Source organism: Pseudaminobacter sp. Soil_N_29 (assembly GCF_057656055.1).
Genome location: NZ_JBDGLC010000008.1, coordinates 264,723 through 291,596 on the forward strand (window position 1 = coordinate 264,723; position 26,874 = coordinate 291,596).

A 26,874-nucleotide genomic window follows, 5' to 3' on the forward strand; every position below is an offset into this window, starting at 1 on the left:
TGATGGGGCAAAGCGCCCGTGCCCCTTCCTTCTTCCATGCCCGTTCGGCTAGTCAGGCCGAAACCGTTTTGGCAGCGTACGGCGCGTGCAGGCCTTCCATGAAGGTGCGGTTGCGGCCGGCCTTCTTGGCGGCATAGAGATATTCGTCGGCGCGGCGCACCGCCGCCCACAGGTCTCCGTCCTTGCCGAATTCGACGATGCCGAAGCTGCAGGTGACCGACCTGCCGGCCGGCAGGCCGTCAAACCGGGCACGCTGGATGTCGAGGCGCAGCCTTTCGGCGAACTCGTAGGCGGCCGCCAGCGGCGTAGCCCTCAGCACCACGACGAATTCCTCCCCGCCGATGCGGGCAACCGCGTCATCGCTGCGCGCGGCGCTGCGGATGATCCGGGCGAAGCCGGCCAGCACCGCGTCGCCCGTGGCATGGCCATAGGAGTCGTTGACCGCCTTGAAGTTGTCGATGTCGCCAACGACGATGCAGGAAACTTCCTCGACGCCGGCGGCGGCCGGTTCGCGGCAGCGCCATTCCAGTCCGCGGCGGTTGAGCAGGCCAGTCAGCGGATCATTGTCGCGCTCGCCGCGCAGCGCGGTGATGACGTCCACGCTGGTGACGGCAAGCAGGCCGAGCGCCGTGGCGGCACCCAACAGCGACAGCGTGATCTGCACCCAGGTCCAGAAGGTCGAGGCGCCGAAGGCATCAAGGCGCCCGCCCGAAAAGGCGCTGATCGTCAGCATCGTGCGCGGGAAGAAATGCAGCCCTACCGCGACGACGAGCCAGAACATTGCCCGGTCGGTGGCTTGGCCGAAGCGGAGGAACCTGGCCTGCCAGGCGACGATCAGCATGATCGTGCCGAGACCGAAATTGAGGATATAGGCGCGGGCGACGAGGCTGCGGTCGACGTAGAAGAAATAGACGACCCCGACGAAAATCAGCGCCGCGAGCAGCACCGGCAGCGCCCGCGCCATGTTGCGTCCGGAGCGCCGCAGAAAGCCTTCGCCGAGCAACAGGACGCCGAGGCAGTAGAGGAAGGTCGCGAAAATGGTGTTGAGGCCGATGTCGTGCGGCCAGAAGGTGACCTGCCCGAGCGCCGCAAGCCCGACGCAAAGATAGGAGGAAGCGAAGAATAGAAGGTGGCTTCGCGTGCGCTCCAGCAACCATGCGCCGATAAAGCTCAGCGAAAACAGCAGCATAAGTACCGGAGCCACGAACTTCACGATCGAAAACCGCTTTTCAGATGGACGTGGCCCGGGGCCAACCGGGCCTGGAGTGCGAATGTGGGAAACTCATATACGCTTGTGCAAGCGCGGTTTGGCAATCAACTCACAATAGCCCCCGAGGCGGCTGACATGACGGTGCGCCGGCTCAGGACTGCGCCGGCGCAATGGTGCGCAGGAAGCCGGCGAGATCGTCGGTCACGAAGTCGACCGCATCGTCATAGGCCGGGTCGCGCTCCCAGATTTCTGAGAAGGTCGGCTCGAAATTGTTTGGCACCACCAGCACGGTCTGCATGCCCAGCGCCTTGGGCACGATGAGGTTGCGCGCAAGGTCTTCGAACATGGCGGCGTTGGGGCCGGCGATGCGATGCAGCGCCAGGAACTTGTCGTAGGTCTGCTGCGCCGGCTTCGGCATCAACTCGGCGGCGACGATATCGAAGATGTCATCGAAATGGTCGAGGATGCCAAGCTGGCGCGCCGCACGCTCGGCGTGGCCGCGATCGCCATTGGTGAAGATGAACTTGCGGCCCGGAAGCGCCTTGATGGCCTCGCCCAGCGCCGGGTCTGGCGCCAGCCAGGAATAGTCGATGTCGTGGACCTTGTTGAGGAAGTCGTCGGGATCGATGTTGTGGCGGGCCATCAGCCCGGCCAGCGTCGTGCCATATTGCTGGTAAAGCTCCTTCTGCAACTTGCGCGCGTCTTCGCGCGGCAGCTGCAGCAGCTCGGAAACATAGGCCGTCATCCGAACGTCGATCTGCGAAAACAGATTGGTGTGGTGCGGATAGAGCGTGTTGTCGAGGTCGAACACCCAGTCGGTAACGCGGGCGAAGCGGGTGGGATCAGGCAATTCAGTCATGCCGCCCTTATGGCACGGTTCGCGATGCTTGTATCCACAGGGTTGTAAAAAATTCCGGCGGATCGCGTGCCTGAGTTGGTTCAAAATTTACCCAACAATGAAAGGTGACATTCACCGTTGTCTGGCATGCAGGCTGTCGGAAGAGGGGGTTCCATGAAAAGCATTTTTTTAAGAGCGACGCTCGTCGCGGGACTTGCCGTGGCAGGCTCGCTGCTGGTTGCGGTGACGGTCGTGCCCCTTCTGGGTGGCCGCGTCGACGGCAATGCGTGGCTGATGCTGATCCTGTGCCCGCTGCTGACCGCCCTCCCGACCAGTGCCTACACTTTCTGGCAGGGCGACCGGCTGAAGCAGGCGCATCGCGAACTGGCCCGCACCCATGCGCAGCTTGCCGCCGCCCACCGCCGCCTGGCGGAGAAGGCATCGCGCGACGACATGACCGGCATGCTGAACCGCGAGAACTTCTTCGCCATGCTGGATAGCTCGCGGCGCAAGACGGATCGCGGCGCGCTGCTCATCATCGATGCGGACCATTTCAAGAAGATCAACGACAGTTTCGGCCACCTGACCGGAGACGCGGCACTGCTGGAGATCGCCGCTGCCATTTCGCGCGGCGTGCGCAGCGGCGACGTGCTCGGCCGCATCGGCGGCGAGGAGTTCGGTGCCTTCCTGGTGGGCGCCACCGAGGCGGAAGCCAGCGTCGTTGCCGAGCGCATCCGGCGCGAGGTGGAAAAGGTGTGCTTCCAGCCGGCCGGTGCGCCGATCCCGCTCACGGTCAGCATCGGCGGCACAGTATGTGCGCTCGGCGCCACGGTGTCGGAGCTGATGCGCGCCGCCGACCGGCGCCTCTACGAGGCCAAGAACCGCGGCCGCAACCTGGCCATCGTTACCGAGTTGCTGAGCGCCGCCTAATATATCCATATGCATATGTCTTGACGGGTGTGGCCGCTGTTTGCGGCCGCGCCCTTTCTTTTTTGCGGTGCACAATAGCTGTCCGTGCGTGCTTCGTAGCCGTTTGCCCATCTCAGGTAATTGCAAACGCATAGATTTCCTCCTAATGATTCCCTCGGAGGCCGCAGACGGATCGTCTGCTGAAAAAGGGAGAGGAAACTCATGACGTCGAACAACGTACTCGGCCAGCTGGCCGATATGCTCCTGTCTGGGGGCGTTGAGGTTGTGGATCTGGCCGCGGTTCTGGGGCCGGACACGCCGCTTCTGAAGCTGCCGCCGGAACTGGCGGTCGACACGCCGAAGATCGAGATCCACGAGATCTCCGCCTACGACAAGAACGGCCCGTTCTGGGCGTGGAACTGGCTGAAGGTTGGCGAGCATTCGGGCACGCATTTCGATGCGCCCAAGCACTGGATCACCGGCAAGGACTATGCCGACGGCGCGACCGACACCATTCCGGTCAAGAATTTCGTGGCGCCGGTCAATGTCATCGACTGCTCGAAGGAAGCGGCCGAGGATCACGACTTCCTGCTCACCGTCGATCACATCAAGGCCTGGGAAGACAGGCACGGCGCCATCAAGGCGGGCGAGTGGGTGGTGATGCGCACCGACTGGTACAAGCGCAACGGCTCGGAAGCCGCCTTCCTCAATGCCGACGAGACCGGCCCGCACACGCCCGGACCGACGGCGGAAGCCATCGAATACATCATCGAGGCGGGCGCCATCGGCTGGGGCACGGAAGCGATCGGCACCGATGCCGGCCAGGCCGGCGGCATGAACCCGCCATTCCCGGCCCACAACCTGATGCACAAGGCCAACCGCTACGGCCTGGCCAGCCTGTGCAACCTCGACCGCCTGCCGCCGAAGGGTGCTATCCTGATTGCCGCGCCGCTCAAGATCAAGAGCGGCACCGGCAGCCCGACGCGCGTGCTGGCCCTGGTGCCGGCGGCCTGACGGCGCGCGACGGCAAGCGGCCTCTCATCTCGGCACCCGCATATGGATGCCATGATGAACTCGAGCGGGCTCATACCCCCACCCCTTACCCCTCCCCACAAGGGGGAGGGGGACGATCTCTTCGGTGCCGGCCAAAACGGCGCAGGTTTGTGTTGAGGCGGTTGTACCACAAAGTTTCCCTCCCCCTTGTGGGGAGGGGCAGGGTGGGGGTGCTCAAATGAAAGACTCTGGGCAGCGCGGTGGCCTCTAGCCACCCGTCCGCAGGGAGAATGTGATGGACCAGACCGGCTCGGAAAAGCGGCAGCGCATCTCGACCTTGGGCGAGATCGGGCTGCAGCAGTTCGCGCCCTATCTGATGAACCGCATCATGGGGCGCTACAACGCCACCTTGCGCGAGGACCTGCGCAAGCAGGGGCTGACCGTGCCGCAGGTGCGCGCGCTGGCGGTGCTGTCTGTGGCCGATGGCGTCACCATCAACGACCTGTCGGTCTACAGCGTCATCGAGCAATCGACCATGAGCCGCACGCTCGACGCGCTGGAGGCGCAGGGGCTGGTGCGGCGCGAGGCCTGCGACGACGACAGCCGGGTGCGCAAGATCTTCCTGACCGACGAGGGCAGGGCCGAGTTCAACCGTGCCTGGCCGGCCATGCACGATGCGTTCGAAGCGATGTTCGTGGATATCGACGACGGCGAATACGCCGCCTTCGTTACGACCCTGCAGAAGATGCTGCGCAACATCCGCCAGCACGACATCTGAACCGGAATTACCCATGCGTCCGCCACGCGGCGCATCCATGTGAAGGAGGCTTCCAATGGCTGAACGGTCCTTTGTGAAGGAAGTCGAGAAGCTGCGCCTGGGCGCCGGCGAGGAATTTTCCGGCGAAGGCATTCTGGCCATCACCAAGGCGTTGCTGCAATGCGGCGTCGGCTATGTCGGCGGCTATCAGGGCGCGCCGATCAGCCACCTGATGGACGTTCTGGCCGATGCGCAGGACATTCTGGGCGAGCTCGGCGTGCATTTCGAGGCGAGCGCCTCGGAGGCTACCGCGACCGCCATGCTGGCGGCTTCGGTGCACTATCCGATCCGCGGCGCGGCCACCTTCAAGTCCACCGTCGGCACCAATGTCGCCTCCGACGCGCTGGCGAACCTGGCTTCCGGCGGTGTCACCGGCGGCGCGCTGATCATCGTCGGCGAGGACTATGGCGAAGGCTCCTCCATCATGCAGGAGCGCAGCCATGCATTCGCGATGAAGAGCCAGGTGTGGCTGCTCGACCCGCGCCCGAACCTGCCTTCCATCGTCAAGGCGGTGGAGGACGGCTTCGAGCTGTCGGAGGCCTCGAACACGCCGGTCATGCTGCAGGTACGCATTCGCTGCTGCCACGTGCATGGCAGCTTCACCGCCAAGGACAACAAGCGCCCGGCCATGACGGTGGCCGATGCGCTCGAAAACCCGCGCCGCGACACCGCCCGCATCGTGCTGCCGCCCGCCTCCTTCATCCATGAGAAGGAGAAGATCGCCAAGCGCTGGCCGGCGGCGGTGGATTTCATCCGCTCGCGCAAGATCAACGAGTTCTTCGGCCCTGAGGCGGCCAAGGTCGGCATCGTCTGCCAGGGCGGCATGTACAATTCGGTCATGCGCGCGCTGGAACGCATCGGTCTTGCCGACATCTATGGCGAGACGGAAGTGCCGATCTATGTGCTCAACGCCGTCTATCCGCTGATCGACGACGAGTTTCTGGGCTTCTGCGAGGGCAAGGATGCCGTGCTCGTGGTGGAGGAAGGCCAGCCGAACTACATCGAGCAGGCTTTTGGCAACATGCTGCACAAGGCCGGGCGCGACACGCATGTGGTCGGCAAGGAATATCTGCCGGTTGCCGGCGAATATACCGGCCAGGTGATGCTGGACGGCATCAGCGCCTTCCTGCGCGAGAGCGCCCCGCAGATGCTGCCGGTGCAGTTCCGCGCGCCCAACAAGCAGGACGACAGCAACGAGGTCTCAAACCTCGCGGCAATCGTGCCGGGTCGTCCGCCCGGCTTCTGCACGGGCTGCCCGGAGCGCCCGATCTTTGCGGCCACCAAGCTGGTGGAGCAGGAGATGGGGCCGCATCACATCGCCTCCGACATCGGCTGCCATCTGTTCTCGATCATGCCGCCCTTCGAGCTGGGTGCGACGACGATGGGCTATGGCCTGGGGCCGGCTTCCGCCTCGGCCTTCAACTCGCCGGACGCAAAGCGCCGCTCGATCTCCTTCGTCGGCGACGGCGGCTTCTGGCACAACGGCCTGACCTCCTCGATCGGCAACGCGGTGTTCAACAAGAACGACGGCGTCATCGTGATCGTCGACAATTTCTACTCCGCCGCCACCGGCGGCCAGGATATTTTGTCCTCGCGGGCGACCAACCGCACGAAGTCCACAAAGCATCCCATCACCGAGGCGGTGAAGGGCATGGGCGTGAAATGGGTCCGCCACCTCGAGCGCACCTATGACGTCGGCAAGATGCGCGACACGCTGCGCGAGGCGCTGACGACCGAGGAGAGCGGCCCGAAAGTCATCGTCGCCTCGTCCGAATGCATGCTCAACCGCCAGCGCCGCGAAAAGCCGCTGGTGGCCAATGCCATCAAGGGCGGCGAGCGCGTGGTGAAGCCGAAATTCGGCGTGGACGAGGACATCTGCACCGGCGACCACGCCTGCATGCGGCTTTCGGGTTGTCCCTCGCTGTCGGTGAAGTCGCTGGACGATCCGCTGCGCGACGACCCCGTGGCGCATATCGACCAGACCTGCGTGGGCTGCGGCAATTGCGGCGAGGTGGCGGATGCGGCTGTGCTGTGTCCCTCCTTCTACCGCGCCGACGTGGTGCACAATCCCGGCAAGTGGGACCAGTTCCTGGAAAAGATGCGCCGCAAACTCATCGGTTTCATGCAGAGGCGCCGCGAAAGCCGCCGCCTGACTTTCGCGGATGCGTGACATGACGGTTTTGGCTCCGAAGACCCCGAAACTCGCCGCCGATGGCGGCATCATCAAGCTGGCCGCGCTCGCCGTGGGCGGGCAGGGCGGCGGCGTGCTGACCGACTGGATCACCGACGTTGCCGAGCGCAACGGCTATCTGGCGCAGTCGACCTCGGTTGCTGGCGTGGCCCAGCGCACGGGCGCTACGATCTATTACGTCGAGATGTGCCGCGACACCGGCCGCCGGCCGATCTTCGCGCTGTCGCCGGCGCAGGGCGACGTCGATATCCTTATCGCCGCCGAGCTGATGGAAGCCGGCCGCGCCGTCATGCGCGGTTTCGTGACACCCGACCGCACGACGCTGATCGCCTCCTCGCACCGCATTGCCGCGGTGTCGGAGAAGATCGAGCCGGGCGACGGCCGCGCCTCGTCCGAAAAGGTGCGCGCGGCGGCCGAGCAGGCCTCGAAGCGCCTGGTCGCCTTCGACATGGAAAAGGTTGCCGTCGAGGCGGGCTCGGTGATCTCGTCGAGCCTGTTCGGTGCCCTGGCGGGCTCCGGGGCGCTGCCTTTCCCGCGCGAAAGCTATGAGGAGACCATCCGCGCATCCGGTCGCGGCGTGAAGGCCAGCCTTGCAGCTTTTGCCGGCGCCTATGAGCGCACGCGGCGCCTTGTGGAAGAGGGCATCGAGCCCGACGCCGCTCCGGCCCAGGCGGTGAAGATTTCTTCGCACGGCGTGAGCGGTCCGGATAGACTGATTATGGGCTGGCAGGCGCTGCGAGCGCGTGTCGATGCCTATCCCGAAGCGCTGCGCGACATGGCCGGGCGTGGCCTGCAGAAGGTGGTCGACTACCAAGACCTCGCCTATGGCGCGGAATATCTCGACCGCGTCGACCAGGCGCTGAAGCTGGACGATGCAAGCCATGACTATGCGTTGTCGATCGCGGCCGCAAAGCATGTCGCCAACGCCATGTGCTACGACGACATGATCCGCGTGGCTGACCTGAAGACGCGCTCGACCCGCGACCAGCGCGTGCGCAAGGAAGTCGGCGTCAAGGACGGCAACATCCTGCAGGTGACCGAATATTTCCACCCGCGCATCGAGGAATTCTGCGGCACGATGCCGGCGGCGCTGGGCAGCTATGTCGAGAGCCGGCCGAAGCTGGCCGGCTGGCTCGACCGCCGCATCAACCATGGAAGGCGCGTCCGCACCGACAGTTTTGCCGGCTTTGCGGCGCTCTGGTTCATTGGGGGATTGCGGCGGTGGCGACGCAAGCTCTTGCGCCATAAGGTCGAGGCCGAGCATCTGGAGCGCTGGTATCAGTTGGCGCTCGGCCGTGTGGCGAGCGACTATGCGCTGGCGGTGGAGATCCTCAACTGCCGCCGCCTGATCAAGGGCTACAGCGACACCCACGTGCGGGCGCAGTCGAAATTCGACCGCGTGCTTTCCGGCCTGCCGCTGCTCGAGGGACGCCCGGACGCCGCCGACTGGCTCCGTCGCCTGCGAGAGGCGGCGCTGAAGGACGAGAAGGGCACCATGCTCGACGGCGCGCTGAAGACAATCGCGACGCTGTAGGAGAGCGTCGCGGCCGTTATCTCGATTTCTGCCTGAAAAAGGCCGAGATGAATACCAGCAGCCAGCCGAGGATCAGCAGCGTGCCGCCGATCGGCGCCGCGTAGGGGAACAGCCGGTCGCCCAGGAAATCACGGGCCAGAAGATCGCCGACGAACAGGATCACGCCGGCGAGCAGCACGTAACCGGAAAGGCGCAGCAGGCTGGTTGCCGCCACAAGACCAATGGCCAGCAGTGCGGGCGCATGCGCCAGCAGGAAGGAGGAAGCGGTCTGCATATGCGCGCCGCCCGCATGCGCCGCCATGGCCGCCACCGTCACGCCGGCCGCGCCGGCCAATCCGCCTGCGCCGAGAAGAAATCGGTCGCTGTGCATGGCTTGCCTCCCTAGGTTCCTCGAATGTCGCGTGAACTATAGAACCTTTCGCGTCCAGATTGAATCGCGTGCGCCAGCGACAATTCGCCGGGATCCGGGGCGTCGATCTGGAAAAAGGGCCCGCGCCAGGAATTCGCGGCGTCGGGGCGGGCGACGAAGCTGTGGACGGCTTTCCTGTGGACCCAGTTTTCGCCGTCATCTTCGGCGATTGGCATGGTGGCGCGATCGGACCTATGGTCGCCGCCCTATCGTCGACAGTGGAAACGACATGGCCGCAGACATTCAACGCATTGCCGCGCTCATCGCGGCCGACATCAATTCCAGGCCCGAACAGGCCGCAGCCGCAATCGGGCTTCTGGACGAAGGCGCCACCGTGCCGTTCATTGCCCGCTACCGCAAGGAAGTGACCGGCGGTCTCGACGATACGCAGCTGCGCACGCTGGCCGAGCGGCTGATCTATGTGCGCGAGATGGATGCGCGCCGGGCCACCATCCTCGAATCGATCCGCAGTCAGGGCAAGCTGACCGACGAGCTGGAGGTGGCGATCGCCGCCGTTACTACCAAGGCCGAGCTCGAAGACCTTTATCTGCCCTACAAACCCAAGCGCCGCACCCGCGCCGAGATTGCGCGCGAGCGGGGCCTTGGGCCGCTGGCCGAGACGATTCTTGCCGACCGGGCCGCAGTGCCGGCGGAACTGGCGCAAGGCTACATCACCGATGACGTGCCGGACGTGAAGACCGCGCTCGATGGCGCGCGCGACATCATTTCCGAACAGTTCGCCGAAAACGCCGACCTCGTCGGCCGCCTGCGCAACTACATGAAGGAACGCGCCTTCCTGCGCTCGAAAGTGGTGGACGGCAAGCAGGAGGCTGGCGCGAAATTCTCGGACTACTTCGACCATGTCGAACGCTGGGCCAACGTGCCGAGCCACCGCGCGCTTGCCATGCTGCGCGGCCGCAACGAGGAAGTGCTGTCGCTCGAGATCGAAGTGGATGCCGACGACACCTCGCCGGTGAAGCCGGTGGAGCGCATGATCGCCGAGGCCTACGCCATCGGCCGGCAGGGCCCTGGCGACCAGTGGCTGGCCGAGGTCGCCGGCTGGACCTGGCGCGTAAAACTCTCGCTGTCGCTCTCGCTCGACCTGATGCGCGAACTGCGTGAAAAATCCGAGGAAGAGGCGATCCGCGTCTTCGCGCGCAACCTGAAGGATTTGCTGCTGGCCGCTCCTGCCGGCTCGCGCGCTACGATGGGCCTCGATCCGGGCATCCGCACCGGCGTGAAGGTCGCCGTGGTCGACCAGACCGGCAAGCTGCTCGACACGACCACCGTCTATCCGTTCCCGCCGAGGAACGATGTGCGCGGCACGCAGGCCGAACTGGCGAGCCTCATCCGCAAGCACAAGGTCGAGCTGGTCGCAATCGGCAACGGCACCGGCAGCCGCGAAACCGAAAAGCTCGTGGCCGACATGCTGGCCGCGATGCCCGCACCCAAGCCGTTGAAGGTCATCGTCAGCGAGGCGGGCGCCTCGGTTTATTCGGCGTCGGAGACGGCGGCGGCCGAGTTCCCCGGCCTCGACGTGTCGCTGCGCGGCGCGGTGTCGATCGGGCGGCGCTTGCAGGACCCGCTGGCCGAGCTGGTCAAGATCGAGCCGAAGTCCATCGGCGTCGGCCAATACCAGCACGATGTCGACCAGTACCGCCTGGCCCGCTCGCTCGACGCGGTTGTGGAAGATGCGGTGAACGCGGTGGGCGTGGACCTCAACACGGCGTCAGCCGCACTTCTGGCGCGCGTGTCCGGCCTCGGCGCGTCGCTGGCCGAAGCCGTGGTGGCGCATCGCAATGCGAACGGCCCGTTCGCCAGCCGCAAGGACCTGCTCAACGTGCCGCGTCTCGGCCAGCGCACCTTCGAGCAGTGCGCCGGCTTCCTGCGCATTCCGAACGGCGCCGAGCCGCTGGACGCTTCGGCAGTGCACCCCGAAGCCTATGGCGTGGCCAAGAAGATCGTCGCCGCCTGCGGCCGCGACCTGCGCGCGCTGATGGGCGACAGCGCCACGCTGAAGGGGCTAGACCCGCGGGTTTTTGTTGACGAGCGCTTCGGCTTGCCGACCGTGCGCGACATCATCGCCGAGCTCGAAAAGCCCGGCCGCGACCCGCGCCCGGAATTCAAGACCGCGACCTTTGCCGACGGCATCGACGACATCAAGGACCTGAAGCCCGGCATGATGCTGGAAGGAACGGTGACCAACGTCGCCGCCTTCGGCGCCTTTGTCGATATCGGCGTGCATCAGGACGGGCTGGTGCACCTGTCGCAGCTTGCCGACCGCTTCGTGAAGGACGCGCATGAGGTGGTGAAGGCCGGCGACGTGGTGAAGGTGCGCGTGGTCGAGGTCGACATCAAGCGCAAGCGCATCGGCCTGTCGATGCGCAAGCACGACGATGGCGCGGGCGCGCGCTCGGGCCCCGCCTCGCGCGACGACCGCCCGCAGCGCGGCGGTGGCGGCGGCAAGTCGTTCAACAAGTCGGCCCCGCAGCAGAAGGGCGGCGGCGCGCCCCAGGGTGCCTTTGGTGCCGCGCTCTTGGAGGCGATGAAGCGCAAATAGTCGGCTTTACGGCCAGGGACAAAAAATCGACGCCGGTGGGAGTGATCCCGCCGGCGTTTTTGTTGGTGGAAGATTTGTCCTGCGTCCTGTCGGCGATTGCGTTACTCATTCGTCATTCAACAGGACGGAGGATACGGATGCTCTACGCAATCCTTTGCTACAATTCCGAAGACGTGGTCGGCTCCTGGACCAAGCAGGAGGACGACGAAGTGATGGCGCGGCTGGGCGCCGTGCAGGAAAAGATCGCCAGGTCCGGCAAGCTCGGCCCAGTCGTGCGGCTTCTGCCCACCACCGCCGCCACCACGCTGCGCAAGGGCCGCGAGGGGCCGCTGGTGATCGACGGCCCCTTTGCCGAAACCAAGGAGCAGTTTTTGGGTTTCTACGTCGTCGATTGCGAAACGCTCGACGAGGCCCTGGACATCGCCAAGGAATTGCAGGCCGCCAATCGCGGCCCCGGCGTCTATGAAGTCCGGCCGATCGGCATCTTCCAACCCGGAGCATTGACCGCATGACCGCCGACCCCTCCTGGATAGACGACGCGCTGACGGCCGCCCGGCCGCAGGTGGTCGGCGCGCTTCTCCGCTATTTCCGCGATCTCGACGCGGCGGAGGAAGCGTTCCAGGAGGCGTGCCTGCGGGCGCTGAAGAACTGGCCGGTGAACGGCCCGCCGCGCAATCCGGCGGCGTGGCTGATCTTCGTCGGCCGCAACAGCGGCATCGATGCGGTGCGGCGTCGGGCCAAGCAGGCGCCGATGCCGCCGGAGGAGACGGTGTCCGACCTCGACGATGTCGAGACGCCGATGGTCGAGCGGCTGGACGGCGCCGACTACCGCGACGACATCTTGCGGCTGATGTTCATCTGCTGCCACCCCGATCTGCCGGCCACGCAGCAGGTGGCGCTGGCGCTGCGCATCGTGTCTGGCTTGAGCGTTAGGCAGATCGCCCGTGCCTTCCTCGTTAGCGAGGCGGCGATGGAACAGCGCATCACCCGGGCCAAGGGGCGCATCGCGCGCGCCGATGTACCCTATGAGGCGCCGGGCGCGGTGGAGCGGTCCGAACGCCTCGCGGCGGTCGCGGCAATGATCTACCTGATCTTCAACGAGGGTTACTCGGCGGGCGTGGAGGAGGCGGAGCGCCGCGCGCCGCTCTGCGACGAGGCGATCCGTCTCGCGCGCCTGCTGCTCAGGCTTTTTCCCACCGAGCCGGAGATCATGGGCCTCACCGCGCTGCTTCTGCTGCAGCATTCGCGCACCGCCGCGCGGTTCGATGCCGAAGGCTCCATCATCCTGCTGGAAGACCAGGACCGCAGCCTGTGGAACCGGGCGATGATCGCAGAGGGGCTGGCGCTGATCGACAAGGCGATGCGCCATCGCCAGCCGGGGCCGTATCTGTTGCAGGCGGCGATTGCGGCGCTCCATGCGCGCGCGGCGAAGGCGGAAGATACCGACTGGACCGAGATCGAGCTGCTCTATGCCATGCTGGAGCGGCAGGAGCCGTCACCGGTGGTGACGCTGAACCGCGCGGTCGCGGTTGCCAAGGTGCGAGGACCCGAGGCGGCGCTGACCCTTGTCGAGCCGCTGGAAGAACGCCTGTCGGGCTATTTCTATTTCTTTGGGCTCAAGGGCTATCTGCTGATGCAGCTTGGCCGTTCGGCCGATGCCCGCTGCGCCTTCGACCGCGCCATCGCGCTGGCCAACACGCCAGCGGAAGCGGCGCATATCCGCATGCACCTGGACCGGCTGATGAAGGAAGGCGTCGAACGGGCCGAATGACGTCCCCCTCGTTCGGCTGCTCCCCTCCAAGGGCAGGGCTATCGTCGGCGTGCTTGTACCCCCACCCCTTACCCCTCCCCACAAGGGGGAGGGGACGATTTCGCCGCCACAGCCACCAAGAACGGTGAAGATTGGCGCTGGACGGTTGCAGCAAGGTTTCCCTCCCCCTTGTGGGGAGGGGCAGGGGTGGGGGGCATTTCGAATGCAATTGCCCCCTGAGGGGCGAGACGGAGAGGGGCGCTGCCGCGCCCGTCATCCTTTTCAGCTCATGAAGAAGTTCTGCGTGCCGTGGGCCTCGATGGCTTCGGCCAGACGGCTCAGCGCGTGGACATAGGCCGCGGTGCGCATGGTCACGTTCTTCTCGCGGGAGATGTCCCAGATCGCCTGGCCCTCGCGCTCCATGATGGTGCGCAGGCGCACGTGGATTTCCTCGACCGTCCAGTAGTAGCCTTGGCGGTTCTGCACCCACTCGAAGTAGGACACGGTGACCCCGCCGGCATTGGCCAGTATGTCGGGCAGCACGATCACGCCGTTCTCGGCCAGGATCTCGTCGGCTTCCGGCGTCACGGGACCATTGGCGAGTTCGAGAACCAGCTTGGCCTTGACGCTGGCGGCGTTGTCCTCGTGGATCATGTTCTCGAGTGCCGCCGGAACCAGCAGTTCGCATTCCACGCCGACGAGATCGTCGGCCGAGAGGGCCTGATGGCCGTTCTTGCCCGCGGTCGAGACGACGGAGTGCCCCTCGTTCTTGGCCGCGAACAGCGCGTCGAGGTCAAGGCCGCCGGCCGCATAGACCGCGCCCTCGGAGTCCGACACCGCCACGATCTTGTGGCCGTCGGAGGCGAGCAGGCGGGCGATGTGCTGGCCGGCATTGCCGAAGCCCTGAATGGCGACGCGCATGCTGGAGGCCAGGCCGAGATCCTTGGCCAGGTGGCGCACCAGATAGTAGCCGCCGCGGGCAGTGGCATCACCGCGGCCCAGCGAGCCGCCAAGCGCGATCGGCTTGCCGGTGATGACGGCAGGCTCGGCCTGGCCGACGATCTGGGCATATTCGTCGGCCATCCAGCCCATGATCATGGAGTTGGTGTAGACATCGGGCGCCGGAATGTCGCGGTCGGGGCCGATGATACGGGCGAAGGCCTGGATATAGGCACGCGAAAGGCGTTCCACCTCGGCCTTGGAGAGCTTGCGCGGATCGACCTGCACGGCACCCTTGCCGCCGCCATAGGGCAGGTTCATCACGGCGCATTTGAAGGTCATCCAGAAGGCCAGCGTCTCGACCTCGTCGATCGTCGCATCGGGATGGAAGCGGATGCCGCCCTTGGTCGGCCCGCGCGTGTCGTCATATCGGCATCGCCATGCCAGGAACGATTTTCGCGATCCGTCGTCCATGCGGATCATCAGGCGAACCTTGGTAGTCTCTCGTGGGAATTTCAGTTTCTCGATGACGTCGGCGTCGATGTTCAGGTGTGCAGCTGCCTCGTCGAGGCGGACAAGAGCGTTATCGAGAAGACTTCCCTCAGACATCATGGTTCCTTCTTTTGAGATCCTCAGTTCGTACGCGCAAGGTACGCGCGACCTGCATTTGCCATAGTTGGCCACCCCAAGCCAACCCACAGAAGGTACAAACTGCCTCTCGCGAGCATTTTTTGTACCCCCGCTCGGCTCTTTTTCGAAATTTTCGGTCGTTTTGACCGTTACCCGGGGGCGGACCGGGCCTTTTCTGCCCCTCTAGCGGCGATGAGAATGGGCCAGTCGCGGAAATATGATTGTCACGCAACGGAAACCCCGGCTTGAACATGGCGGCGCGATCGGTGAAACAGAAACCTCGGCGTGCCGTTACCATCGGAGCAGCACGTCAAGACGGACCGGAGCACCGCCATGCAGCGCCATCTGTTCGGGCCGACCGGCCGCGAGGTTTCCAGGATCGGGCAGGGCACGTGGCGTCTTGACGAGGCGCGTTGGCCCTCGGCGGTGGCGACGCTGCGCCGCGGGCTGGAACTCGGCATGACGCATATCGACACGGCAGAACTCTACGGCGATGCCGAACTGGTGGTGGCCGAGGCGGTCGCCGGGCGACGCGACGAGGCCTTCCTCGTTTCCAAGGTGCTGCCCAGCAACGCATCGCGCGCCGGCACCATCGCCGCCTGCGAGAGATCGCTGAAGCGCCTCAGGACGGACCGGCTGGACTGCTACCTGCTGCACTGGCGGGGCATCTATCCGCTCGACCAGACGTTCGCGGCTTTCGAGGATTTGCAGAAGGCGGGCAAGATACTCTCCTGGGGCGTGAGCAATTTCGATGTGGAGGATCTCGAAGAGGCGCTGAGCGTGGCCGGTCCGGGCAAGATCGCCTGCAACCAGGTGATCTACTTTCTGCAGGAACGCGCCATCGAGCATGGCATCATGCAATGGTGCCAGGCCCATGGCGTGGCGGTCGTGGCCTACAGCCCCTTCGGCCAGGGGGCGTTTCCCCACGAGGCTTCGGCCGCGGGACGGCTGCTTGCCGAGATCGGCGCCGAGCATGGGGCCACGCCACGGCAGGTGGCGCTTGCCTTCCTGACGCGGGAAAGCTCGATCTTCGCCATTCCCAAGGCTGCGAGCCCCGCTCATGCGGAGGAAAACGCCGGCGCGGGCGACCTGCGCCTGAGCGAAGACGAGATCGCCCGCATAGACCAGGCGTTCCCGCGCGGCCGCTGGCCCGGGAGCCTGCCGATGCTCTGAACGCATTGCGCCTGCCAGGGCCTCATGGCCCGCCCTCGCGGTGGTCCTGCCGCTCTTTGACGGGGGACATGGTGGCCTGCCGGCCTTGCGTGATCAGCAGGGCGCTGCGGTGTCCGGTTGCATGGATCCACAACCAGTTCAGTGCCACGCTGAGCCGGTTTCGAACACCGATCAGGAAGAAGATGTGCGCGATGCCCCAGATCCACCAGGCAAGCGCGCCCCGCAGCTTGATCCAGCCGAAATCGATGACCGCAAGCCTCTTGCCGATCGTGGCCAGGCTGCCGTCATGTTTGTAGCGGAACGGCCCGATGGCCGTGTCGCCCTTCAGCCGCGCCCTTATGACGGACGCGACATAGCGGCCTTGCTGCTTTGCCGCCGGGGCGATGCCCGGGACAGGTGACCCGTCCGGTGCCGCGACGGCGGCGGTGTCGCCGATGACGAAGATGTCCGGATGCCCCGGCACGGTAAGGTTGGGCTCCACTTCGACGCGGCCGGCGCGGTCGGCCGGCGCGCCGAGCCATTCCGCCGCCGGCGATGCGGCGACCCCGGCCGCCCAGATCACCGTTGCCGCCGGCAGGTGATTTTCGCCATAGACGACGCCATTCCCGTCGCAGGCGCTCACCGCCTGCCCCAGATGCACTTCGACCCCGAGCGACTGCAGCGCCCGCTCCGCATAGGCCGACAGGTCCGGTGGAAAGCTGGGCAGGATGCGCGGCCCCGCCTCGATCAGGACGGTCCGCGCCATGCGGGTATCGATGTTGCGGTAGTCGCGCCATAGGGTCACCCGGGCCAGCTCGGCGATGGTGCCGGCCATCTCCACGCCGGTCGGGCCGCCGCCGATGATGACGAATGTCAGCAACGCGGCGCGGCGGAGGGGGTCGGACTCCCTTTCCGCGCGCTCGAAGGCCAGCAGGATGCGCCGGCGCAGCCGTATAGCGTCTTCGAGCGATTTCAGCCCCGGGGCGAAAGGTTCCCATTCGTCGTGGCCGAAATAGGCGTGGCGCGCGCCGGTCGCCAGCACGAGCGTGTCGTAGTTGACGGCACTGCCGTCATTCAGCAGCACCCGGCGCCAGGCGGTGTCGATGCCGACGACCTGCGCCAGAAGGGTCGTCACCTCGGGCCGGTTGCTGACGAGATGGCGGATCGGCCAGGCGATCTCCGACGTGGCGAGGGAAGCCGTCGCGACCTGATAGAGCAGCGGCTGGAACAAATGATGGTTGCGGCGATCGATCAGGGTGATGCGTACCCCGGCCCCTTTCAGCCACCGAACCGTTTCGAGGCCGCCGAAACCGGCGCCCACGATCACCACATGATGGTCATGCACTTTTCCGGACATGGCTGGCCAGCTTCATGAAAGGGGCGACCGGGCCGGCTTCTGGCAAACCTCGGCCGACCCGCTCGCCCGCGTCGCGACAAGGAAACAGGCGTCATAACCAGATTGCCAGCATCGCGGCCTGGCTGCAAATGCCGGGGCGCGTGCAGCGCTATGGCCGGTCGACCATTCCGGATTTCTTTTTCTCGCGCGTGTGCCTGAACGCGGCCAGCATGTCTTCGAGATCGTCGAAGATCATGGGCCTGCCGATCTTGGCGAGCACGCCCGAGCGCTCCAGAATTGCCATCGGCTCGATGTGGAGTTCCGCGATGCCGAGAGCGATGCCGCGCTCGGCGCAGAAGGCGCACATTTCGTCGAGCATGGCCGCGGCCGTCGAATCCACCTGGGCAATGGCGCTGGCATCGAGCACGAACCAGCGCGTTTCCGCGGGCAGGGCCTGCACGATGCTCTTCAGCCGCGCCCTGACATAGTCGATGTTGAAGAACAGCAGGCTTCCCTGGATCAGGCAGACTGAGAGGCCGGGAACGGGCCGCGCGGTGCGGGAACGGTGCAGCTTGTAGAAGCCGCTGCGGCCGGGGATACGACCGAGCATGGCGTCGCGCGGGCGCATTTCCTTCAGCAGCACGTAGAGCAGGGTGGCCGCGACCGCGACCACCACCCCGGTGAGCACGCCGAGGCTGACCGCACCCCACATGCCGATCATTGCGAAGCCGAATTCCATCCGGCTGATGCGCCAGATCTCGCGCAGGCTGGCCACGTCGATCAGGCCGATGGCGGCGGCGGCCAGAATGGCGCCCAGGGCCGGTACCGGCAGCAGCCGCAGCGCGTCGTTGAGAAAGAGAAGCGCCAGCGTGAGTGCCAGGGCGGCGACGATGCCGGTAAGCTGTGTGCGCCCTCCGACGGACAGGTTGACCGCGGTGCGCGAGTCCGCGACGGTCACCGGAAAGCCGCTGCACAGCCCCGATGCGATGTTTGCGACCCCGAACCCGGTCAGCTCGGCATCGGCATCGACATCGAATTTGCCCCGTGCGGCGAAGCTTCGCGCGGCGACCAGCCCCGAACCGAGACTGACGAGCCACACCGCGGCTGCACCGAGCAGGAGGTCGCTGGCCGAAAGGCCGGTTCCGGAGGGCAGCGAGGGCGCGGGAAGCGCCATGGGCAGCTCGCCCACCACCTTGATGCCCATTTTCTCGAAGCCGGACAGCGCGGATGCCGCGACCGCAATGACAACGACAACCAGCGGCCCTGGAATGCGTGAGCGCCGCAGCGCAAGCAGGATGGCGAGCATGACGGCGCCGAGCGTAACGGACGGCCAATGGACCAACCCGGCCTTCTGGAAAAGCTCGACCAGGGGCCGCAGCAGCCCGGAAGACTCGATGCGCAGGCCGGTAAAGCGCCCGATCTGCCCCACCAGGATGGAAATGGAGATGCCGCTGATGAAGCCGACCAGGATCGGCCGCGACAGGAAGGCCGCGACGACCCCCAGGTGCAGCCTGCCGCCGATGATGCACAGAACGCCCACCAGCAGTGCAAGCGCCGAGGCAGCCGCGACGCGTTCCGCCGGCATGTCCGCCGCCGTACCCGCCAGAACCGCGGCCAGAACCGTCATGGTTGCGGCGTCGGGCCCCACGATGAGCTGGCGCGACGGCCCGAACAGGGCGTAGCCAACCAGCGGCAGTATGCTGGAATACATTCCCACCTCCGCCGGCAGGCCCGCGATGGCGGGGTAGGCGATCGCGCTCGGGATCGCCACGGCGGCAACGGCAAGGCCGGCGGTCACGTCGCGGCCCAGCCAGGCGCGATCGTAGCCCTTGAACCCTCTCAGGAGAGGAAGCCGGGCAAGCATCTGCCAATTTCCCGCATGGACCAAGCCTTGAAGGCGAAACACGAGGCGAAACGGCCGGCCGTGAGGCCGGCTGGATCATGTCAGCCGGGGCGCAGGGCCGGGACTCGCGCGAGCCGGCGGCGTGCGGCAATGGCGTTGTTCAAGGCCGATGCGGTATCCTCGCTGCCGCCGGCGGCGGCAACGCCGGCGGCGAGCGCGGCCGAGCTGTCGCCGGAACCGGGATCTAGAGCCTGCTTGGCATAATCCAGCGCCATTTCCCGATTGACCTTGTAGTCGTTGAGCTCACCCAATGTGTCCTGGATCTCGTGGAGAGACGACACCACGTCCGAAAACCGCTTCCACCCGACGATGCCCTGGAAGGGCTCGGCCATGTAGCGCAGCTTCTTGGCGCGGATCCTTATCTTGTGCCGTTCTTCCGACGGCATCTGGTCCAGCGCCGCGCTGTCCTTCAGCAGCGAGCGCAGGCGCCGGCGAAGCTCCTTGGCGGCAAAGCGCCGAACAGGCTTGTCGCGCTCGCGCTGGGCGCTGTTGCCGGGGGGGCCATGAGCCAGCAAGCCCTCGAGATGGGCAACCAGAGCCAGGCTCAGGCCCGACATCCGCGGCGAGCGAAGTTCGTCGACGGCCAGGTCATAGGTGTGGTCGCGGCGCTCGTGAAGCGTGGCCAGCAGCGGCTTGAAGCCGGGCACGTCCGGATTGGCGGCGGCGCTGGGCTCAAGCACCGACTTGATGAAGACGTCGAGCTCGCGAACGTCGCCCAGAAGGTCGCAGAGCCATTTCAGGTCGGCGCGGATGGCCCGGCCATCGGGCCAGTCCAGCGCCGGCTTGAACAAGGACACCAGGGCGCGCAGGCGCCGCACGCAGACGCGGGACTGGTGCACTGCATCCGGCGTTCCTTCGCGGACGAGGATCGCCAGGTTGTCGAAAAGCGCCGCAAGACAGGTGAAGCCGATGGCGCGGACCGCCTCGGCCGTGGTCATTTTCCGATGCAGCGCGAAGTCGAGGCTGACGGTAGGGCGCGAGGTTTCACCCGCCAGCAAGCGGTAGCCCCGCTCGGCCTTGGAGGTGAGCGACACCAAGGCAGGCACGGCGACGCTGATCTCGCGGGCGAAGGCAAAGAGCGCACCCGGCTCGCCGGCCTTCAGCTCAAGCTCGGCCTCGACGATGCTCTGTTCCTCGTGCTCGTTGCGCACTACCCCCTCGTCGAGCGCGAGCTCTATCGTCGCGCCGTCGCGATGCAGCAGGTAGGTGTCGCGCTCGACCTCGACCGTGAAGAGAGGCCGCAGCTTGCGCCAGCCGGCGGGGGCGTCCAGAACCTGTGCCAGGGGGGAATTTCCCAGCGCGTCGGCGCGGGGCTTCTTGCCTTGCACTTCCGTTTCCCACTCGCCGCGGGTCAGGCCGCCGTCGGCGGATTTGAGGGTCTTGACCGTCTGGATGTTGCCGGAGCCACCGTTGTTGCGAAGGCGCAGCACATAGCCGCGCTTGTGCAGCCTGTGCTTGCGGGTGTCGAAATATACGGAACGAAGCGGCTGCGGGCTTGTGTCGTGCATTGCGCCGGCGGCCTGCGCGACCTTGCCGATGTCCTTCAGCGCGCCGCGCGGCACCGCAAGCTTGAGCTCGACTTCGCGGTTTGCAGCCATGACTTCCTCGCCGCGTCCTCCCGAACCCGTCGCCTGCGCGGCGCGGTGCTGCCCTCTCTGCCAGTCCATTGGCGCTCCCACTTGCCGAATTCAGTATCTTTCCTCGACAAACATCATCTGACGCAGGCTTTCCTGGTCATTATAGGCGTCTTTTGTCGATCTTGGAGGCAGCTTGACGCGTGTCTTGGGCGGCTTCTTGTATGGGATGGCGCTGAGGATATGCGCCAGACAATTGAGGCGCGCGCGCCGCTTGTTGTCGGACCGCACGATGTACCAGGGCGCGAAATCGGTGTGCGTGGCAAACAGCATGCTGTCGCGTGCCCTGGAATAGTCATACCAGCGCCGGTAGGATTCAAGGTCCATCGGGCTCAGCTTCCACTGTCGCATCGGATCGTCGATGCGCGCCGCAAAGCGCCGTTCCTGCTCCTCCATCCCGACCTCAAGCCAGAGCTTGATCAAGATGATGCCGCCGTCGACAATGTATTTCTCGACTTCCGGGCACAATTCCAGGAACCGCTCGTGCTCGGCCGGCGTGCAGAAGCCCATCACATATTCGACGCCGGCGCGATTATACCAGCTGCGGTCGAAGATCACGATCTCGCCGGCGGCCGGGAACCGTTCGATGTAGCGCTGCATGAACATCTGGGTCTTTTCGCGGTCGGAGGGCGCGGGCAGCGCCACCACCCGGAACACGCGCGGGCTTACCCGCTCGGTCAGCACCCTGATGGTGCCGCCCTTGCCGGCCGCGTCGCGCCCCTCGAAGACGATGATCGCCCGCAGGCCCTTCTGCTTTACCCACGCCTGCAGATGGCAAAGCTCCACCTGCAGCTTGCGCAACGCCTTGTCATAGGCTTTCCGGCCGATCTTCTCGGTCGTTCTGTCGGTTGCCTGCGCTCTGCTCTCCAACATGGCGTTTCACCAGGCGTAATGGCATCAATGCCAGCTGAGGGTGACTCCGATATCGCCGGGAATGCCGCCCGGATAGTCGATGACCTGATAGCGGATCTTGTAGCCGCGCGGCTTGAGATGCTCGCGCCACAATTCGTAGATTTCTCGTGGGATGCCGGTCAGCGTGTCTTCCCAACCCGCTTCGCCCTGGTTGAGGGCGCGCCCGCGGTCGGTGCAGAGCTCGTTGGGAAAGCGATACACCTCGACCTCGGTGAGGCCGGCGTTGACGGCGCGCTGGATAACCTGCGCGGCCAGCTTGATGCGACCTTCACGCGAAAGCCCGGACGGCTGGCGCAACTGATCGATCAGCTTCTTCTTTTCCGCCTCGGCGTCCTTGGCATGCTGCAACTCGAGTGAAGCCTTTTCGCCCTCGACGGCCGCGATCTTGCGCATCACGTCCTTTGCCGTTGGCAGCAAATTCTCGATGTCGTCCTCGGGCTTGTCGGCGCTACTGGTCATCTTGGCACCTTCTGCGTGGCGGACTGGCGCGTTTGCGCTCAATCAATTCCCCCAACTCCGGCGGTCAGACTGACCAAGTTAAACTCTCCAACCTTTTCCGGGTTCCGTCAGGACGGGTTCACTTCGACATCCGCTGACGATTTCAATGCCCTGTCAGGACCAGCGTCTGGACCGGCAGCATGAGAGCCTGCAACCTCAGTATCATCGCGTGCACCAACCCGACCGTATCGATCATGTGGAGGAGGAAACGGTGCGGCGCGCTCAGGTCTCCATGTGTCAGCTCCTCATGATTGCTGGTGTAGGCATTGGCGATGCAACTGCTGCCCGGAGGGATGCCATCGAGTTGTCCCTGAAACAGCGGCTCCAGATAGGTGGTCAGCGTACCTGGCCGTGCTGTCTGCTGCACGTCCAGCAGTTGATCCGTCGGGCGGACCTGACCGGCGGCAACGACCTTCTGGACCTCGGTGACCACCATCGGAATGATGGTGAAGGGCTTGCCGATGCAGGTGGCTTCGGCGATCATCCCTCTCCTGATGACCTGGGCCTCTATCTGGCCGAAGCCCGCAACCAGTCCTATGCGGCGATCTTCGGGGATCAGGATACCGGCGGAGCGGATCATCGGATTGACGATGTCGCCGGGCCGCAGCGAAAACTGCTGAACTGTTCCGGCGGTGCCGGCACGCACGACAGTCTTGTCCAGTTCCACCTGTGCCTGGGCGAGTTCGGCTTCGGCGCTCGCCTTCTGTGCCGGCAACAGTGAGGAGATCTTCGTTTCCAAGGTCTGCTTGTTCGACACCGCGGCGGCCAGCCCGCCCTTCTTGGCCTCCCTGGCGACCTGGCGCCTCTCGATTTCGCGCTTTGCCACCACATTCGGATTGCGCCGGTTGAGTTCGACCTGCGTCTCATATTCGTCCACGGCCTGTTGGTAGGCGCCTTCGGCCTGCGCGATCAGGCCATCGGCCTCGGCCAGCTGGGTTTGCGTCACCTCCGTTTCGGCTTCCACCTCGGCGACACGCCGGCGGGCGGTTTCGACAGCGGCCTTCTGCTTCTCGTCATCCAGCCGGAACAAGGGAGCGCCGGCCGCCACCTTCTCGTTGGTGCCGACAAACACCTCCGCCACGCGGCCATTCGCTTCCGGCAGGATGGTGACGGTACGGAAGATCGCGGTGACGTTGGTGGTGGAAGGGTGGAAATAGAAGATCATCGTGATCAGCGAAACGGTCAGGATCACGCAGGCGGTGATGCCCCAGCGCAGCTCGAACCACATCGAATAGAGGTTGATCTCCCGGCCGATCCTCTTGCCCTGGACATAGCGGCGGAAAAGGTAGTCCGGAAAGATCGTGAGCAGGGAGCAGATCATGAATTCAAGCATGGCTCACCCCCTGCGTTCGGAAAGCTTGTCGCCGGGCTTCAGTTCGACCGGCGTCAACGGGGGTTCGGTCTGGACCGGATGCGGTTTTGTCGGTGTCACCGGGATCTCCGGCGACGCCTGTTCGGGCGGCCTGGTTTCCTGGCCGGCTATCTTGCGGAGCGAGTTGGCGATCGAGTTCATGGGGCTGGCAAAGTCCGGGAGATCGATCAAAGCCAGGAGAAGCGCCGCGATCCAGAACAGGTGATTGTGCGTGAACAGGGCAATCAGCGCGAGCACGGCCACCAGCTCAAGCTGCCCCTTGCTGGCGCCATGCGCCATATGCTCGGGAAGGGCGTGGAGCCGGAAGTACAGGACCCCCACCATGAAGATCACCAGCAGGAGGAAGACGACCATCACGACGAAGAGGACATCTGTGTCTCCTGGCGCCGTGATGAATATGGGCAGATGATCCACTGCCGCCGGATGCAATGACTCCGCCATGTCTGAGCCCTCCTTCAAAGGCAGAACTTGGCCGTCAAACGCCTGTTGTAGAAGGCAGGGCGGTGGCCGGCGTTGATCTCGTTCAAATCGCCGGCGGCTGGGTCCTGCCCGCTGCCTGCTCCGCAGCCAGTCTGTTGCTGGCGTAATTATACAGGCGGCAACGCCTTGCGTCGCTCACGATATCTTGTTGCAGCATGTCGCTGCCGAAGGTGCTGCGTGGGCGTGCGCCTCGGCACATTTGCCATCCGACCGCAGTGCCGGGCTGGCCCAATATCCGGACGGCACACAGCACCGCAAATCGGTTGCATCGAGCCGGCAAGTGACGTTTCATGCCGCCAAAATCGCAGGGCGCCGCCTGCGGAGGAGAGTTTCTGACATGCCCGGTCCCTATGTCGTTCCCGTTCATGGCGACGCCGAATTGCCGAAGGAAGTCGACGTCGTCGTCATCGGCGGCGGCATCATCGGCGCGTCGACGGCGTTGGAGCTTGCAGAGCGGAAACTGCGCGTGGCGCTGTGCGAGAAGGGCGGCATCGGCCAGGAGCAGTCCAGCCGCAACTGGGGCTGGGTGCGCATCTCGCGCCGTGATCCGCGCGAAGTGCCGCTGATGGCGGAGGCGCTGCGCATCTGGAGCACGCTCGACCAGCGCATCGGCCGCGACACCGGCTACAAGCGCGCCGGCATCATCTTCACCTGCGCCACCGACCAGGAATATGCCGACCACGAGCGCTGGAACCGCAATCTCGATGGCTACCAGCTCGACTCGCGCATGCTGAGCGGCGCCGAGTTCCGCAACATGTTCCCCGGCACCATGATGAACCTCGCGGGCGCGCTCTACACCGCCGCCGATGGCCGCGCCGAGCCGCAGAAGGCCGCACCCGCAATAGCCGAGGCGGCGCGCCAAAAGGGGGCGTCCATTCTCACCGAATGCGCGGTGCGCGGCATCGAGACGGCGGGCGGCGCCGTCTCCGGCGTCGTCACCGAGCGCGGCTCCATCGCCTGCAAGGCCGTGGTGCTGGCCGGGGGTGCGTGGTCAAGCCTGTTTTCGGGCCGGCACGGCATCAACCTGCCGCAGCTCAAGGTGATGAACTCGGTCATGCGCACCAAGCCGCTGGAAGGCGGCCCCGAGCAGGCCATGTGGTCCAACGGCTTTGCCGTGCGCAAGCGGCAGGACGGCGGCTACACCATCGCCTCCGGCCATGAGAACGTCGTCGACATCGTGCCAGACTCGTTCCGCCACGCGCTCGATTTCCTGCCCGCCTTCCGCAAGGAATGGCGCTCGCTCAACTTCCGCCTCGGCGGCCGCTTCTTCGACGAGGCGCGCATCCCGAGCCGCTGGTCGCTGGACGAGGCGAGCCCGTTCGAATATTGCCGCGTGCTCGATCCGAAGCCGGCCAAGAAACTTTCCGACATCGCTTTCGCCAACCTGAAGAAGGCCTTCCCGGTGTTCGAGAAGGCAGAGGTGGCCCAGCGCTGGGCCGGCTATATCGACGTGACGCCCGACGCCGTTCCCGTGATCTCGGCGATCGACAGCATCCGCGGCTTCCACATCGCCACCGGCTTTTCAGGCCACGGCTTTGGCATCGGCCCTGCGGCCGGCAGGCTGATGGCCGATATCGTCACCGGGCGCACACCGGTCGTTGACCCCAGGGACTTTCGCTTCAGCCGCTTCTCGGACGGCTCGAAGATCGAGCTGATCAGCGGCTTCTGACAGGCAATCCGCCCGATGCCCGGAGCGCTGGTTGCATTTGTTTAACTTTTTTTACGAATGGGTAATGACCCAGGGGCTATGCTCGGGCCATTGTGATCGATTGGTCATGGAAGCCGGTGCCGGATGGAATCCGATCGGCGTTCTCGTGAAATCAACAATAACAACAAACTGACAGACTGCTGAGAACGCCACCGCATTCCCGTAAAGCCCCAATCAAAATTCTCCCAAATTCATTTTGAGCCGGTTGCCCGCGCGAGATCGCCGGCACCCGCCAGCAAGCAGGCTGATGCGTGCGACGCTGCGAGGCCGAAGGGCTTTTCGGCGTGCGCCCGGACTCGTGCCGGCGGCTGCGCGCGGATAGCCGAGTTTCGTCTTCTCTACGGCAAGGAAACGACCCATGAGTTCTACTGCATACGATCAAGCCCCACGCGCCAACCCGGCGCGGCAAGGCTTCTCGCTCGCCAATCTGAGCATCCTGCGCAAGCTGGCGCTGGGCTTTTCCGCTGTCACGATTGTCAGCGTCGTTGTCTCGCTGCTTCTGACGCGGGCGCTCGGCACTGTGGAAGCCGCCGGAGAAAATTATGAGTCCGTGAACCGCTTGCTCACCGAGCTCAACAAGGCGGAAACTTCTCACATCAATCGCCTAAGCCTGTCGCGTCTCTACGCGCTGTCGCACAGGGACGACGCGCTGAAGCGCTACCGCGCTGCGACGGGAGCGTTCGAGAACGCGATCGACGCCGCCAAAAATGAGGCCTCCAGTAACGCGGAACTGGACGCGGCACTCGAACGCGTTCGTGCCATGGCGCGTGAGTGGCGCACCGAGATCGGCGACCCAGGGGTCGAATTCGCGGGGAGGCCGGACACCTATGAGAGGGGGCGCGATCTCATTTCTTCGATACGGGCAACCGAAATGAACGCAGCCGTGCAAGACGCCATCGCTGAGGTGAAGGAGAAAGTGTCCGCTTGGCTCGGCAACATCCGTACGGTCAAGGAGAGCGCCGCACGTACAGCAGAATATCTGCAGCTTGGCGGTGCCGGTCTGACGGTTGGGTTTCTGGTGCTGATTGCGTGGTGGCTGTCGCGGCAGATCGCGCGGCCGGTGAGCCAGATGACGGCGGCGATGCGGGCGCTGGCTTCG

The 26,874-nt window shown here is 65.2% G+C and carries 22 protein-coding genes; 11 read left to right on the top strand and 11 right to left on the bottom strand.

Annotation, left to right across the window (positions count from 1 at the left end):
- Nucleotides 1–52 precede the first annotated feature (52 nt).
- The gene (locus tag AC3A4H_RS18970; protein ID WP_487768082.1) at nucleotides 53–1,213 is read right to left on the bottom strand and encodes a GGDEF domain-containing protein; all 1,161 of its coding nucleotides are present in this window, start codon (nucleotides 1,211–1,213) and stop codon (nucleotides 53–55) included.
- 148 nt (nucleotides 1,214–1,361) lie between these two features.
- The gene (locus AC3A4H_RS18975; RefSeq protein ID WP_348779176.1) at nucleotides 1,362–2,069 is read right to left on the bottom strand and encodes a pyrimidine 5'-nucleotidase; all 708 of its coding nucleotides are present in this window, start codon (nucleotides 2,067–2,069) and stop codon (nucleotides 1,362–1,364) included.
- A gap of 153 nt (nucleotides 2,070–2,222) precedes the next feature.
- Here AC3A4H_RS18975 and AC3A4H_RS18980 point away from each other — a divergent pair, with 153 nt between their 5' ends.
- The 5 genes from AC3A4H_RS18980 to AC3A4H_RS19000 all read left to right on the top strand — a co-directional run bounded on the left by AC3A4H_RS18980 (nucleotide 2,223) and on the right by AC3A4H_RS19000 (nucleotide 8,492).
- Nucleotides 2,223–2,978 (top strand): GGDEF domain-containing protein, encoded by a 756-nt coding sequence (locus tag AC3A4H_RS18980; RefSeq protein WP_487768083.1) that lies wholly within the window; start codon nucleotides 2,223–2,225, stop codon nucleotides 2,976–2,978.
- Nucleotides 2,979–3,179: 201 nt separating this feature from the next.
- Nucleotides 3,180–3,971, top strand: coding sequence for a cyclase family protein (locus AC3A4H_RS18985; protein ID WP_487768084.1), 792 nt, complete (start codon nucleotides 3,180–3,182; stop codon nucleotides 3,969–3,971).
- A gap of 274 nt (nucleotides 3,972–4,245) precedes the next feature.
- The gene (locus AC3A4H_RS18990) at nucleotides 4,246–4,728 is read left to right on the top strand and encodes a MarR family winged helix-turn-helix transcriptional regulator (protein ID WP_487768085.1); all 483 of its coding nucleotides are present in this window, start codon (nucleotides 4,246–4,248) and stop codon (nucleotides 4,726–4,728) included.
- Between the two features lie 55 nt (nucleotides 4,729–4,783).
- Nucleotides 4,784–6,937, top strand: coding sequence for a thiamine pyrophosphate-dependent enzyme (locus AC3A4H_RS18995; RefSeq protein WP_487768086.1), 2,154 nt, complete (start codon nucleotides 4,784–4,786; stop codon nucleotides 6,935–6,937).
- 1 nt (nucleotide 6,938) lies between these two features.
- Nucleotides 6,939–8,492 (top strand): indolepyruvate oxidoreductase subunit beta family protein, encoded by a 1,554-nt coding sequence (locus AC3A4H_RS19000; RefSeq protein WP_487768087.1) that lies wholly within the window; start codon nucleotides 6,939–6,941, stop codon nucleotides 8,490–8,492.
- Between the two features lie 16 nt (nucleotides 8,493–8,508).
- On the opposite strand, the gene AC3A4H_RS19005 is transcribed toward AC3A4H_RS19000, so the two are convergent.
- Entirely contained in the window at nucleotides 8,509–8,862 is a 354-nt protein-coding gene (locus tag AC3A4H_RS19005) for a DUF423 domain-containing protein (protein WP_487768088.1), read from the bottom strand.
- Nucleotides 8,863–9,130: 268 nt separating this feature from the next.
- Here AC3A4H_RS19005 and AC3A4H_RS19010 point away from each other — a divergent pair, with 268 nt between their 5' ends.
- The 3 genes from AC3A4H_RS19010 (at nucleotide 9,131) to AC3A4H_RS19020 (ending at nucleotide 13,232) form a co-directional block, all read left to right on the top strand.
- Complete coding sequence (locus AC3A4H_RS19010) at nucleotides 9,131–11,461, top strand: Tex family protein (RefSeq protein ID WP_487768089.1); 2,331 nt, start codon at nucleotides 9,131–9,133, stop codon at nucleotides 11,459–11,461.
- A 137-nt stretch (nucleotides 11,462–11,598) separates the two neighbouring features.
- Entirely contained in the window at nucleotides 11,599–11,973 is a 375-nt protein-coding gene (locus AC3A4H_RS19015; RefSeq protein WP_348779184.1) for a YciI family protein, read from the top strand.
- Entirely contained in the window at nucleotides 11,970–13,232 is a 1,263-nt protein-coding gene (locus AC3A4H_RS19020) for an RNA polymerase sigma factor (RefSeq protein WP_487768090.1), read from the top strand. Before AC3A4H_RS19015 ends, AC3A4H_RS19020 begins: the two co-directional genes overlap by 4 nt.
- 261 nt (nucleotides 13,233–13,493) lie before the next feature.
- On the opposite strand, the gene AC3A4H_RS19025 is transcribed toward AC3A4H_RS19020, so the two are convergent.
- Nucleotides 13,494–14,759: a Glu/Leu/Phe/Val family dehydrogenase gene (locus AC3A4H_RS19025; RefSeq protein ID WP_487768116.1), complete on the bottom strand. Its 1,266-nt coding sequence runs from the start codon at nucleotides 14,757–14,759 to the stop codon at nucleotides 13,494–13,496.
- Between the two features lie 354 nt (nucleotides 14,760–15,113).
- On the opposite strand from AC3A4H_RS19025, the gene AC3A4H_RS19030 reads away from it, so the two are divergent.
- Nucleotides 15,114–15,953 (top strand): aldo/keto reductase, encoded by an 840-nt coding sequence (locus tag AC3A4H_RS19030; RefSeq protein WP_487768091.1) that lies wholly within the window; start codon nucleotides 15,114–15,116, stop codon nucleotides 15,951–15,953.
- 22 nt (nucleotides 15,954–15,975) lie between these two features.
- On the opposite strand, the gene AC3A4H_RS19035 is transcribed toward AC3A4H_RS19030, so the two are convergent.
- From AC3A4H_RS19035 to AC3A4H_RS19065, 7 genes are all read right to left on the bottom strand, one after another.
- A complete protein-coding gene (locus tag AC3A4H_RS19035; protein ID WP_487768092.1) occupies nucleotides 15,976–17,289 on the bottom strand; it encodes an NAD(P)/FAD-dependent oxidoreductase in 1,314 nt (437 codons plus the stop codon).
- Between the two features lie 148 nt (nucleotides 17,290–17,437).
- A complete protein-coding gene (locus AC3A4H_RS19040) occupies nucleotides 17,438–19,132 on the bottom strand; it encodes a SulP family inorganic anion transporter (RefSeq protein ID WP_487768093.1) in 1,695 nt (564 codons plus the stop codon).
- Nucleotides 19,133–19,212: 80 nt separating this feature from the next.
- Nucleotides 19,213–20,838, bottom strand: a complete 1,626-nt coding sequence (locus tag AC3A4H_RS19045; RefSeq protein ID WP_487768094.1) for a CYTH and CHAD domain-containing protein — start codon at nucleotides 20,836–20,838, stop codon at nucleotides 19,213–19,215.
- A gap of 21 nt (nucleotides 20,839–20,859) precedes the next feature.
- Nucleotides 20,860–21,678: a polyphosphate kinase 2 gene (gene ppk2, locus AC3A4H_RS19050; RefSeq protein ID WP_487768095.1), complete on the bottom strand. Its 819-nt coding sequence runs from the start codon at nucleotides 21,676–21,678 to the stop codon at nucleotides 20,860–20,862.
- A 24-nt stretch (nucleotides 21,679–21,702) separates the two neighbouring features.
- A complete protein-coding gene (locus tag AC3A4H_RS19055) occupies nucleotides 21,703–22,110 on the bottom strand; it encodes a hypothetical protein (protein WP_487768117.1) in 408 nt (135 codons plus the stop codon).
- Nucleotides 22,111–22,318: 208 nt separating this feature from the next.
- Nucleotides 22,319–23,548 (bottom strand): HlyD family secretion protein, encoded by a 1,230-nt coding sequence (locus tag AC3A4H_RS19060; protein ID WP_487768096.1) that lies wholly within the window; start codon nucleotides 23,546–23,548, stop codon nucleotides 22,319–22,321.
- 3 nt (nucleotides 23,549–23,551) lie between these two features.
- Nucleotides 23,552–24,028, bottom strand: a complete 477-nt coding sequence (locus AC3A4H_RS19065) for a hypothetical protein (protein ID WP_487768097.1) — start codon at nucleotides 24,026–24,028, stop codon at nucleotides 23,552–23,554.
- Nucleotides 24,029–24,404: 376 nt separating this feature from the next.
- Here AC3A4H_RS19065 and AC3A4H_RS19070 point away from each other — a divergent pair, with 376 nt between their 5' ends.
- Nucleotides 24,405–25,736: an NAD(P)/FAD-dependent oxidoreductase gene (locus tag AC3A4H_RS19070; protein WP_487768098.1), complete on the top strand. Its 1,332-nt coding sequence runs from the start codon at nucleotides 24,405–24,407 to the stop codon at nucleotides 25,734–25,736.
- Nucleotides 25,737–26,133: 397 nt separating this feature from the next.
- Nucleotides 26,134–26,874, top strand: a 741-nt coding sequence (locus AC3A4H_RS19075; protein ID WP_487768099.1) for a CHASE3 domain-containing protein, incomplete at its 3' end; no start/stop codon positions are given.